Origin of the sequence: Blautia intestinihominis (genome assembly GCF_040096655.1) — a bacterium.
In the GTDB taxonomy this organism is placed as follows: Bacteria; Bacillota; Clostridia; order Lachnospirales; family Lachnospiraceae; genus Blautia_A; species Blautia_A intestinihominis.
The window spans coordinates 1-12985 of sequence record NZ_JBBMEI010000086.1; the positions used below are offsets into that span (position 1 = coordinate 1).

Annotated in this window: 11 protein-coding genes and 2 riboswitches; all 11 genes read left to right on the plus strand. The window is 40.3% G+C overall.

Translation table 11 applies throughout. The features are described 5' to 3' along the window. Positions 1-253 precede the first annotated feature (253 nt). Positions 254-436, plus strand: a riboswitch (cobalamin riboswitch). 139 nt (positions 437-575) lie between these two features. After that, positions 576-1784: a hypothetical protein gene (locus WMO75_RS16825; protein ID WP_147399647.1), complete on the plus strand. Its 1209-nt coding sequence runs from the start codon at positions 576-578 to the stop codon at positions 1782-1784. Positions 1785-1859: 75 nt separating this feature from the next. After that, positions 1860-2059, plus strand: a riboswitch (cobalamin riboswitch). A 196-nt stretch (positions 2060-2255) separates the two neighbouring features. Continuing rightward, complete coding sequence (locus WMO75_RS16830; RefSeq protein ID WP_117676949.1) at positions 2256-3818, plus strand: ABC transporter substrate-binding protein; 1563 nt, start codon at positions 2256-2258, stop codon at positions 3816-3818. A 55-nt stretch (positions 3819-3873) separates the two neighbouring features. After that, positions 3874-4821: a nickel ABC transporter permease gene (gene nikB / locus WMO75_RS16835; RefSeq protein ID WP_306452298.1), complete on the plus strand. Its 948-nt coding sequence runs from the start codon at positions 3874-3876 to the stop codon at positions 4819-4821. A gap of 4 nt (positions 4822-4825) precedes the next feature. Further along, a complete protein-coding gene (nikC, locus tag WMO75_RS16840; protein WP_008707164.1) occupies positions 4826-5653 on the plus strand; it encodes a nickel transporter permease in 828 nt (275 codons plus the stop codon). An 11-nt stretch (positions 5654-5664) separates the two neighbouring features. Next, on the plus strand, positions 5665-6447 hold the full coding sequence (locus WMO75_RS16845; protein ID WP_055053312.1) for an ABC transporter ATP-binding protein: 783 nt from the start codon (positions 5665-5667) through the stop codon (positions 6445-6447). Continuing rightward, positions 6440-7411 (plus strand): ABC transporter ATP-binding protein, encoded by a 972-nt coding sequence (locus tag WMO75_RS16850; RefSeq protein WP_055053313.1) that lies wholly within the window; start codon positions 6440-6442, stop codon positions 7409-7411. The genes WMO75_RS16845 and WMO75_RS16850 overlap by 8 nt, the downstream gene beginning before the upstream one ends. Further along, a complete protein-coding gene (locus WMO75_RS16855; RefSeq protein ID WP_118699619.1) occupies positions 7411-8766 on the plus strand; it encodes an MATE family efflux transporter in 1356 nt (451 codons plus the stop codon). Before WMO75_RS16850 ends, WMO75_RS16855 begins: the two co-directional genes overlap by 1 nt. Before the next feature lie 258 nt (positions 8767-9024). Continuing rightward, entirely contained in the window at positions 9025-9243 is a 219-nt protein-coding gene (locus tag WMO75_RS16860; RefSeq protein WP_055053315.1) for a cation transporter, read from the plus strand. Positions 9244-9395: 152 nt separating this feature from the next. Beyond that, positions 9396-11261 carry a heavy metal translocating P-type ATPase gene (locus WMO75_RS16865; RefSeq protein WP_118569138.1) on the plus strand — a complete coding sequence of 622 codons (1866 nt, stop codon included), beginning with the start codon at positions 9396-9398 and terminating at the stop codon, positions 11259-11261. A gap of 130 nt (positions 11262-11391) precedes the next feature. Further along, on the plus strand, positions 11392-11700 hold the full coding sequence (locus WMO75_RS16870; protein WP_081017038.1) for an ArsR/SmtB family transcription factor: 309 nt from the start codon (positions 11392-11394) through the stop codon (positions 11698-11700). Positions 11701-11886: 186 nt separating this feature from the next. After that, positions 11887-12978 carry a M14 family metallopeptidase gene (locus tag WMO75_RS16875; RefSeq protein WP_118699620.1) on the plus strand — a complete coding sequence of 364 codons (1092 nt, stop codon included), beginning with the start codon at positions 11887-11889 and terminating at the stop codon, positions 12976-12978. Positions 12979-12985: the final 7 nt, after the last annotated feature.

Genomic DNA, 12985 nt, shown 5'->3' on the forward strand with positions numbered 1-12985 from the left:
AGTAAAAATATTTTAGCATAAACAAAGAAATGCCACAAGAGAAGGTAGTGCTGCAAAGAGACCCTTATTATGGAATAGATACTGGAATCTGAATATTCAAGACCATAGTAAAAGTGAATAAAAAAACATATAAATATTAGATGTAAATTATTGACGTTAACCAAATGGAATTATATAATAAAAATATAATGAAGTTGGGGAAAAGCCTTAGCGCGGAGTAAAAATAGTTTTTGACTTTTAGCCCCTGATATCATATTATAAAAATAATGCATGTTTCCAGTAATATGGAATTAAAAGGGAAACCGGTGCAAGTCCGGTACGGTCCCGCCACTGTAAAAGGGAGCTTTTTATCATATATGTCACTGCTTAAGAGGCGGGAAGACGATAAAATGCGATGAACTTAAGTCAGGAGACCTGCTTGCATTAAAAAAGGTTATTTCTTACGGTGTATAAGAAAGGCTTTATTTTTATACCTAAAATACATTTTAAGAAAAGGATCTTTTTTATTTCAGGAAAGGATGTGAGAAAAGAAAACTTGAATTTTTATACAAATACAACAGAAAGGTAAAAAAGGAATGAAAAAGATAATAAGTTTTATATTGACAATGATTATGCTGCTTACCTGTACCAGTATTTCAGTTATGGCAGCCGATACCCTGAATGATACAGCAGATCAGGATGAAAAAATGACGATAGGGGTGTCTGTATATAATCTGAATGATGCAGAAGTAAGAGCATTTAGAAATTATTTTGAAAATTATGTCGGCATGGCTTTTGAAGTCGAGTTTTTATATTCTTCCAGTATAAGTACAGCAGAAGAAGAAATCAGCTTTATCAACGAGCTTCATGAAAGAAATGTAAAGGGAATTATTTCTTTCCTTTCCTCAGATCTTGAAGAAGTTCTTCCGGTATGTGAAGAATATGGTATGTATTATGTACGTGGCTCAGGAACGATCAGTGATGAAATGTATGAGAAAGTAAAGGATAATCCTTATTTTCTGGGAACAATAGGAACATCTGTTGAAACAGAAATGGATGCGGCTGCCAATATGGCGGAGTATTTTGTTTCAGAGGATCAGAATAACCAGAATCATTACATAATAGCATGTGGAGGATCTGCTATCGGTAATGAGATGCATCGTCTGAGAACGATTGGTATTCTGAATAAGCTTCAGGAAGCATATGGCCTGTCATATGAGAAGTCTGTAGAAGAACTGGTGAATACGCAGGATACTGAAGAAATTGAAACAGGCAGTGACATTAAGATTACTCTGGTTCCGGGGTATCCAAAAGATCACCTGGATGAAAAGCTGGCTGATTCGCTGAATACAGGAGATTATAATGTTATTCTGAGTGTAGTGAGCGCAAGTGATTTTATCAAGATAATTGATGCTTATGAAGAAGAGAACAGTACAGATGTATTGTTGGGTTCCATTGACTGTTTTACAGAAGATACATACGAAATGTTTAATAAAAAGGGATATAACGGCAAGGAAAGAATCGACTATCTTGTAGGAAAATACGGTGCTATCGTTGCACCATCATTTGTTGCCATGAAAAATGCTCTGGAAGGCTTTGCAGAAGATTACCGTGAAGATGGAAGTGCTTTCCGGCTGCAGCAGTCATTCTGGACAGCGGATTCAGTAGATGAGTTTAATAAGCAGTATGCGTTATCTATTGGAATGTATGATAATACATATAGTGTAGAGGACATGATGGAAGTTCTGAAATCCTATACACCGGAAACAAATTTTGAGAAATTCCGGAAATTTACGGAAAAATAGATAGAAAATAAGAGTCTAAAATAATTGACGTATACATGATGGTATGTTATGCTAGATGAGTATTCATACGGTCATTTAATGATTTTAGAGATAAGTTCAGACCAGCAGAAGCGTCCTGCTGGTCTGATTAAAAGGGAAACCGGTGTAAATCCGGTACGATCCCGTCACTGTGATAGTTGGTTTTCAGCTGAATGCCACTGGAAGATATTTTTCTGGGAAGGTGCTGAAAATGGGTAAGCTTAAGTCAGGAGACCTGCTTATTTCTGGTAAAAGAGATTCTTGCGGACGACGAGAAATCCTGCTTAAGAGTTACAACTTCATGTGTTGCATATATATGTTTGATTCTTTAATGGTAAGATTTCGTGACGGATGTGGGAGCATCTGTCTTTTTTTTCGTTCAAAATCACAGGAATGGACAGTATGAGAAGGAAGAAAAACAACGAAGAAACAAAAAAAGAAAGGAAGTAAAGGATGAAAAAAACAAAAAGAGAATTACTTGTGTTAGCAGCGGCAACAACAGTTGCATTATTAATGGGAGTTACTGTACAGGCGAAGGGTGATGAGAAGGTTTTAAACTTCGGATGTCAGATGTACACAGATGGATGTGTAAACAGTGCAAATGATGAAAACAGTGGATGGAATGCTATGAGATATGGTATTGCTGAAGCATTATTTAAATTCGATGACAATATGGAAGTTATCCCGTGGCTTGCTGAGAGTTATGAAGTAAATGACGAGCATACAGAATGGACGATCAAGCTGAAAGACGGAATTAAATTCTCTGACGGATGTGATTTAACTCCGACAAAGGTAAAAGAGTATTTTGATCACATGAAAGAGGTAGGACCTTCCGGATCTGCCAAACCGGAGAAATATCTGGAATTTGAAGCAGAAGTTACTGTAGATGATGATGCAAATACTATTAACATCAAAACAAGCAAACCATATGCAAACCTTGTAGGACAGCTCTGCCACCCAACTATGGGAATCACAGATGTAGAACATATTGAAAACTACGATAATGGAATTATTGGAACAGGTCCATACAAGATTGAAGAATTCAATGGTGTAGGTGTTGGTTATACATTAGCTGCAAATGAGTATTATCGTGAAGATGTTCCATACGATAAGATCAATCTGCTGTTCATGGGAGATAACTCCGCAAAAACAATGGCTCTCCAGAGTGGTCAGGTAGACTTGGTTGAGAATATCACAAATGTAGCAGATATTCAGGATTTCCAGGACAGTGATGACTTTACTGTTGATATTGCATCCGGTGTACGCTGCGGATTTGCATGGATGAACTTTGATGGTGTTCTTGGAAACAAAACACTTCGTCAGGCAATCCTGATGGCAATTGACTATGATACAATCTGTAATTCCAGAACAATCGGTGGACTTTATACACCAGGATTTTCCGTACTGCCATCTACTCTGAACTATGATTACGACAAACTTGAGAATCCATATACCTATGATCCGGAAAAAGCAAAACAGATTCTGGATGATGCAGGAATCGTTGACACAGATGGAGATGGAATCCGTGAACTGGATGGCCAGAATATCAACCTTAGATATATTTCTTATGAAAACCGTCTTCTGAATGACTTTGCAGATGCTCACGCACAGTATCTTGCAGAAATCGGCATCGGTGTTGTTCCTGAATACGGAAGCTCAGATGATCAGTGGAGTAAACTTGCAGCACTGGATTATGACTTTAATAACAATAACTGGATCACTGTTGGTACCGGAGATCCTCTGGCATATATGGCTAACTGGGCAACTGATACCAGCTACTGCGCATACTCCAACCCGGACTATGATAAGTTATATGAAGAATTAAAAGGTGAAATGGATCCGGAAAAGAGAAAAGATCTGATCTTCCAGATGCAGCAGATCCTGGTAGATGATGCAGCGGTTCTGATTGATGGATACTACAACTCATCTATGATCTACAGTAAGAAAGTTGGTTCTGCACATATCCATACAGCAGATTACTACTGGCTGTCAACAGAAATTACTCCTGCAGAATAAGAAAAGTCTGCGAATTGTGAAGTTACTGAATAGTTACAAACAGAAATAAAAAGAGGTGTCTTTTTTGAGTAAAAAGCAAATAATCAAGCGTTTATTACAGATTGTGATCGTATTGATCGGTATCAGCTTTATTACATTTGCACTGACCTTTATGTCACCAGGTGACCCTGTACGAAACATGTACACGGCAACCGGTGTAATGCCTACTGAAGAAATGGTTCAGGAGACACGCGAGGAACTTGGTCTGAATGATCCGTTTCTGGTGCAGTATACCAGATGGCTTAAGAACTGTCTGAAAGGTGACTTTGGCAAATCATACAGCTTAAATAAACCAGTTACAGAACTTCTTGCAGCCAGATTATGGCCGACTTTGAAACTTACATTAATGGCCATGATCCTTATGCTGGTTATTTCTGTACCTTTAGGTATGTTGTCTGCCATATATAAAGATAAATGGATCGATTATCTCGTCCGGGGAATTACATTCCTCGGATGTGCGATGCCTAACTTCTGGGTTGGACTTCTGTTAATGCTGGCATTCTGTGTTTATATCAATGCATTTCCGGTTATCAGTTCTGCGGGAGACTTTAAGAGTCTGTTTCTTCCGGCTTTGACACTTGCGATTGCAATGTCTTCCAAATATACCAGACAGGTAAGAACAGCGGTGCTGGATGAACTGAGTCAGGATTATGTGATCGGTGCACAGGCAAGAGGAGTAAAGAAATCAAAGATTATCTGGGGCAATGTATTTCCAAATTCATTGCTTCCGCTGATCACAATGTTTGGTCTTTCCATAGGATCACTTCTTGGAGGAACCAGTGTTGTAGAAGTAATCTTCTCTTATCCGGGTCTTGGAAACCTTGCAGTTTCAGCAATCACATCCAGTGATTACAATCTGATCCAGGGATATGTATTATGGCTTGCCCTGATTTATATGGTCATTAACCTGATCGTTGATGCATCTTATGTTTATATTGATCCACGTATGCGTTTAAAGGAGTAGAATCATGAAAAAGAAAAACAGATTTTTAGCAAATAAAACTTTTGTCGTGTTTTCTATTCTTGCAGTCTGTATTATTCTGACAGCAGTATTTGCACCGGTGGTAACCAGAGGGGTTGACCCGTTAAAAGGTTCTCTGGTAGATGCACTGCTTCCGCCATGCAAGGAACATATTTTTGGAACCGACAAAATGGGCAGGGATATTTTTTCAAGAGTTATTTATGGAGCACGTGCATCTCTGTCAGCAACCTTTGGTGTTGTTGCCCTGATCTTTCTGGTGGGAACTGTTACCGGAGTCCTTGCAGGATATTTCGGAGGTGTCATTGATGCTGTTATTATGCGAATTGCAGATATGATGCTTGCTTTCCCAGGACTGGTACTTGCTCTTGCTGTTGCAGGTATTATGGGCGCAAGTATCAAAAATGCGATCATCGCTATTGTAGTAGTAAGCTGGACCAAATATGCGCGTCTGGCACGAAGCCTGGTTATGAAGATCCGTGACAGGGATTATGTATCAGCAGCGATCGTTACCGGTTCCAAAACACCGTATATGCTGTTTCGATATATGCTTCCAAATGCACTTCCTACACTGATCATTACTGCTGCGACAGATATAGGTTCCATGATGCTGGAACTGGCAGCAATGTCCTTCCTGGGATTTGGCGCGAAGCCGCCGGCACCGGAATGGGGTTATATGCTGAATGAAGGAAGAGCGTGTATGCAGTCCGCTCCGTGGCTGATGATCTTCCCGGGTCTTGCTATTTTTGTAGTAGTTGTTGTATTTAATATGCTTGGGGATTCCATCCGTGATATCCTCGATCCAAGAAATGAGTAGGAGGAATAAACATGCTGAAATTAGATAATGTGACAATCTCCTACAAAAATGTTCCAACTGTTCAGAATTTTAATCTGGATATGAAAGAGGGACAGATCGTTTCTCTGGTAGGAGAATCCGGAAGTGGAAAAACCACTGTTATCCGTGCTGTTCTGGGACTTCTTGCAGGTGGCGGTAAGGTCACAGAAGGAAGTATTACATTTGAAGGAGAAGACCTCTTATCCTATACACCGGAACAGTGGAGAAAACTTCGTGGTTCTGATATTTCCATGATTTTTCAGGACAGTGGTGCAATGATGAATCCGACACGTAAAGTCGGAAAAGTATTCACAGAATATATTCTTACTCATGAGAAAATTTCCAAAAAAGAGGCATGGAGTAAGGGAATCGCAATGCTGGAGCGAATGAGACTTCCGTCTCCGGATAATATTATGGAATCTTATCCTTTCCAGTTATCCGGTGGTATGAGACAGCGAGTTGGTATTGCGATGGGAATGACTTATCAGCCGAAGCTTCTTCTTGCAGATGAACCGACTTCTGCACTGGATGTAACAACGCAGGCACAGATCGTGCGTCAGATGATGAAGCTCAGAGATGATTATCATACAGGCATTATTGTAGTAACCCATAATCTGGGTGTAGCTGCCTACATGTCAGATTATATTGTTGTAATGAAGAACGGAAAAATGGAAGACCAGGGAACAAGAGAGTATATTCTGAAAGAATCAAAGAATGAATATACCAGAAAACTTCTGGAGGCAGTTCCATCCCGGGGAGGTGAACGATATGTCTGAAAAAAGAGAAGTAATACTGGAAGCGAAACATGTAACCAGAAGATTTGCGGCATCACATGGACGTACTCTGCTGGCGAACAATGATATTAATCTGAAAATGTATAAAGGTGAAACACTGGGTCTGGTAGGAGAATCCGGATGTGGTAAGAGTACATTTATGAGATTTCTGGTTTCTCTTGATACACCTTCAGAGGGTGAGATTCTGTACCGCGGTACAGATATCACGAAATTAAAGGGAGAAGAACTGAGAAATAACCGTCAGAACATTCAGATGGTATTTCAGGACCCGACCTTATCTTTTAATCCGAAAATGAACATTCGTGATATTGTGTGTGAGCCTTTGATGAATTTCAAAAAGATTAAGAAATCGGAGAAGGATGCTGTCTGCAGAAAACTTCTTGAAATGGTAGAATTACCAGGAGATTTTGCAGATCGTTATCCTCACAATATGAGTGGTGGACAGCGTCAGCGTGTTGCGATCGCGAGAGCACTGGCACTGGAACCGGAGATCGTTGTTCTGGATGAAGCAACTTCAGCTCTCGATGTTTCTGTTCAGAAAACCGTAATTGAACTGATTACAAAGCTTCAGAGAGAAAAGAATATTACATTTGGTTTTATCTGTCATGATATTGCACTGGTTCAGCTGGTGGCACATCAGGTGGCTGTTATGTATCTTGGAAACCTCGTAGAGGTTCTTCCTGGAAAAGACCTCGATATGAAAGCGATGCATCCATATACAAGAGCACTGATGGGTGCAGTATTTGATATTAATATGGACTTTTCCAAACCAATTGAGAGTATTGAAAGTGAAGCTCCGAGCCCGTTGGATCTTCCACAGGGATGCCCGTTCCAGGGAAGATGTGAACATTGCATGGATATCTGTAAAAAGGAGAATCCACATCTTATAGAAGTAGAAGACGGTCACAGTGTTGCCTGCCATTTGTTCAAAAAAGGTGGCAGATAATGAAAAAAGATAGTCTGATTTCTGGAAATATAGGAAAAGCATTATTACTTTTTGTACTTCCACTGATTGCGGGAAGTTTGATTCAGCAGTTGTACACAACGGTTGATGCGGTTATTGTTGGTCAGTTTACCGGAAAAATCGGACTTGCAGCAATTGACTCTGTGCATACACTTTTTAAGTTTCCGCTTAACTTTATGAACGGACTTGCAACAGGTGCAACGATTATGATCTCCAGATATTTTGGAGCAAAAGATAAAGAAGGACTGCATTGTGCAGTGCGGACAGCTCTTTTACTCGCCGGTATTCTGGGAATTGTCTGTGCTGTAGCCGGTGTAATTTTTTCTCCATGGCTGCTTGATATCATGTCTGTTCCGGAAGAAGTCCGTGCAGGATCACTGATCTACTGCCGCATTTATTTTGGCGGAATATGGGCAATGATCCTTTATAACATGATGGCTGGAGTCCTGCGGGCATTTGGAGACTCTAAAAATCCTTTATATGTACTGGTAGTATGCAGCGTGGTAAATATTGTTGCAGACCTCATGATGGTAGGGCTTTTGCATACCGGTGTTGGAGGTGCGGCAGCGGCTACTGTACTTTCGCAGATTGTAAGTGTGGTACTTACTATGCATTTTCTCAGAACTTCTGATTTCCTGGAAGAAAAGATAGGAATCAGAACAATGAGAATCTGCAAAGAGCATATGGGAATGATGCTAAACAAAGGTTTTCCATTGGCTCTTCAGTCTATGCTGTTTCCGATTGCCAATTCTATTGTTCAGGCAAGTGTCAACACAATGGGAACTGACAGTATTGCGGCATGGGGAATCTGTGATAAACTGGATTTACTGATCTGGCTGATCGCGGATTCTATGGGACCTGTACTGACGACATATACCGCACAGAATCTCGGTGCCGGTAAGACGAAGAGAGTAAAGAAAGGAGCACTGATCGGTACTGGGTTATCTGTAATCGCAGTAGGAATTATCAGTCTTGTTCTTTACTTCGGTTCAGGACTGATCGGACCGTTATTTATTGATCAGAAAGACGTTCCGACACTGATCCCGCTGGTTGTAAGATATATGCAGATGATGGCACCTTTTTTTGTATTTTATGCAGTTGCAGAGGCGCTTTCAGGAGCCTGCTGTGGTCTGGGTGAAACGCTGGTACCGATGATTACTACATTACTTACAATTTGCCTGTTTCGAGTAGTATGCATTTTGCTTGTTTTACCGTCATTTAAAACAATGGAATGTATTGTATGGATCTATATTGGATCATGGGTTGTGTCCGGTGTTACTTTTGCTGTTTTATATCTGGCAAAGGTCGAAAAATTCTACCATAAGAAAAGTAAATAAAAAGATTATAATCATTTCGCAAATGATAGATGAGACAGAGGGTGCAGCAGGAAGAAGAATCAGACGGTATCCTCTGTTTTTATATCATAGGAAATGATTCCGTAATGTTCCTATGATATAAGAATTTGATATTTGCAATTTTTTTAACAATAAGTTATTGACAGAGAATAAAAAGCTGTTATAATAAAATTAACAAATGAACAAGTGCTCATATGATGATGTGAAAATCTATTCATGAGCCGGAAAGGAAAAAATACAATGAAAAAGACTTACAAAATCGACGTAGACTGCGCAAACTGTGCAAACAAAATGGAGGAAGCTGCTAAGAATACAGCTGGTGTTAAGGATGCAACAGTAAACTTCATGATGCTGAAAATGATCGTTGAATTTGAAGAAGGACAGGATCCGAAAGCAGTTATGAAAGACGTTCTGGCAAACTGCAAGAAGGTAGAAGACGACTGCGAAATCTATCTTTAATTCAGGAGCGATTCCTGTTGATGATATATTTACGGGAATTGTCGTAAATTAGCAGAGAGGGACTGCAGCACAGAGATATGTCAGACGGTTATGGTTATCCACTGATATATGTTCTGGCGGCGGTCCTGTTTTATAAGAAGTGAGGTATTAAGATGAATAAGAAGCAAAAGAAGATGCTGATCAGAATCATCGTAGCGGCGGTATTGATCGTGCTTTTTTCTAAATTACCGATAGATGGATATGTCAGATTTGGACTGTTTATGATTCCATATCTGGTAATTGGCTATGATATTCTTCAGAAGGCATTTAAAGGTATCAGAAATAAACAGGTATTCGATGAGAATTTCCTGATGGCAGTAGCTACTGTGGGAGCAATTCTGCTCGGAGATTATTCTGAAGGTGTTGCGGTTATGCTGTTCTACCAGATTGGAGAACTTTTCCAGAGTTATGCAGTAGGAAAGAGCAGACGTAACATCAGTGAACTGATGGATATCCGTCCGGATTATGCCAATATTGAAGTAGATGGAAAACTTGAACAGGTAGACCCGGATGAAGTTGAAATTGGTACTGTAATTGTTGTACAGCCAGGAGAAAAAGTTCCGATTGATGGTGTGATCATTGATGGTGTTTCTACTTTAAATACTAGCGCTCTGACCGGAGAAAGCCTTCCAAGAGATGCAAAAGCCGGGGATGAAGTAATCAGCGGATGTATCAATATGACAGGTGTTCTGAAAATCCGTACGATCAGAGAATTCGGAGAATCTACCGTATCCAAGATTCTGGAACTTGTGGAGAATTCCAGTTCCAGAAAATCAAAATCAGAGAATTTTATTTCAAAGTTTGCCAAATATTATACTCCGGTTGTATGCTACGGAGCACTTGCACTTGCTTTTATTCCCCCGATCGTACTTTTGATCATGGGAAAACCGACTATGTGGGGTGATTGGATTTACCGAGCACTTACTTTCCTGGTAATCAGCTGTCCATGCGCACTGGTGATCAGTATTCCTTTAAGCTTCTTTGCAGGAATCGGTGGAGCAAGTAATCAGGGCGTTCTGGTTAAAGGTTCCAACTATCTGGAAACACTTGCACAGACCAGCTATGTGGTATTTGATAAAACCGGTACAATGACACAGGGTGTTTTTGAAGTAAGCGGAGTTCATCATAATGAGATTTCAGATGAAAAACTGCTGGAATATGCAGCTCTTGCAGAATGTTCTTCTTCCCACCCGATCAGTAAGAGTCTTCAGAAAGCATATGGAAAACCAATTGACAGAAACAGAGTCACTGATATTGAGGAAATCAGTGGTAACGGTGTGACTGCAAAAGTGGATGGTATATCTGTAGCAGCAGGAAATGCAAAATTAATGAAACGCCTTGGAATTTCCTATCAGGAATGTCATCATGTTGGTACAGTAATTCATATGGCTGTAGATGGAAGATATGAAGGTCATATTCTTATTTCTGATATTCTGAAACCTCATGCAAAAGAAGCAATTGCTGAATTGAAGAAAGCTGGTATCAAGAAAACAGTTATGCTTACCGGAGATTCTAAACGTGTTGCAGATCAGGTAGCAAAAGAACTGGGAATTGAGGAAGTTTACAGTGAACTTCTTCCGGCTGATAAAGTAAGTAAAGTAGAAGAATTACTTCATCAGAAATCCGAAAAAGAGAAGCTTGCATTTGTGGGTGACGGTATCAATGATGCGCCGGTACTGTCCAGAGCAGATATTGGTATTGCTATGGGTGCACTGGGTTCTGATGCAGCGATTGAAGCAGCAGATATCGTACTGATGGATGATGATCCGCTGAAAATTTCCAAAGCGATTAAGATTGCAAGAAAGTGTATTCATATTGTATATGAGAATATTTATTTTGCAATTGGCATTAAGATTTTGTGTCTGATACTTGGTGCGCTGGGAATTGCCAATATGTGGATGGCTATTTTTGCAGATGTAGGTGTTATGATCATTGCGGTATTAAACGCAATCCGTACTTTATTTGTAAAAAACCTGTAACTGTGAAGGTACTGAACAGTTACAAAAATTTATAGAATAACAGACAGTTGCAGACAGGAAGGAAAATGGTGAAAGCGTGGAAAAACATAAAGACGAGGCTTGTGACTATTATGAAATTCATGAAGATTCAATGGAAATTATAAATAAAACAATGCCAGAAGAGACGGAACTTGAGGATTTGGCAGATTTGTTTAAGATTTTCGGAGATTCTACAAGAATCCGTATTCTGTTTGTGCTTTTCGAAACAGAGGTATGTGTATGCGACCTTGCGAAAGCACTGAATATGACACAGTCTGCAATTTCCCATCAGCTTAGAATCCTGAAGCAAAACAAACTGGTGAAGAACCGACGAGAGGGAAAGTCCATTTTTTATTCTCTGGCAGATGATCATGTGCGGACGATTATCAATCAGGGAAGAGAGCATATAGAAGAAAATTAATCCGATGTGAACGTATGGTAAAAGTAAAAAGCAGGGAGTTGATATTTCAAGTATTGGCTCCCTGTTTGAAAATATAAAAGTTTTATATAACTAACTATTGAAAGTGGAATTTACAGAATGAAATAAGAGCCTGCCAGTGGATGATAAGATCTGGCAGAGATGGAATGAGTGGAAGGAGAAGATTTGATGCGAACATTACGAGTAGCAGACCTGGAAGCAAAACCGGGTGAGAAAGTATCAGGATTTGTGCACATCATCGGGGCAGAATTCGGAATTCCGGTAACACTGATCTGTGGAGAAAAAGAGGGGGAGACTGTTCTGATCTCCGGTGGGGTACATAATGCAGAATATGTAGGAATTCAGGCAGCTATGCAGCTTGCAGATGAGCTGGATCCGAAGAAGATCGCAGGAAATATCATAGTGATCCGTCTGATGAACCGAACTGGATTCGAACACCGTACCATGAGTCTTACTTATGAGGATGGAAAAAACCTGAACAGAGTTTTCCCTGGAAATCCGAATGGTACACTTAGTGACAGGATCGCTTATACTGTTGTGACAGAATTTTTCCCGAAGGCAGATTACTATGTGGATCTGCACTGCGGTGATGGATTTGAGGGACTGGTATCTTATGTATACTGTACAGGTGCAGCAACTCCGGAAGTAGCTGCAAAAAGCCGGGAGATGGCGGAAATCGCACATGTGGACTATCTGGTAACTTCCATGTGTGGAACAGGCGGAGCTTATAACTATGCCGGAAGCATGGGAATCCCGAGTATCCTGCTGGAACGTGGACACAGTTCCCGCTGGTGCGAAGATCTGGTAGCGGAGGATGTTCATGATGTGAAGAATATCCTCAGACATCTGAGAATCCTTCGCGGGAAGTCCCATATTCATGGCAAACCACCGATAGAAGTAAGTCCTGTGATCTATGAAGATGCCCCGGTATCAGGCTGCTGGTATCCGGCGAAACAGCCCGGTGAGACCTTTAAAGAAGGCGAAGTACTGGGAAGAATCTGCGATTATTTTGGACGTGAACTGTTTGTGTACAGAGCCCAAATGGGTGGTATTATTCTTTATCAGACCATCAGTCTGTGCATTATGAAGGATACGCCGATGGTTTCTTATGGTACCTGGGATGAGGATACACAGGGTAAGATTGAAGTAGGATGTGAAGTGTGCGGAAATGAGAAACATAAGCATGGACACCATCATCATAAATCAGAGGAAAAACATCATAAACGGCATGAATATCATAAGCATCCTGAGGATAAATAAATACTTA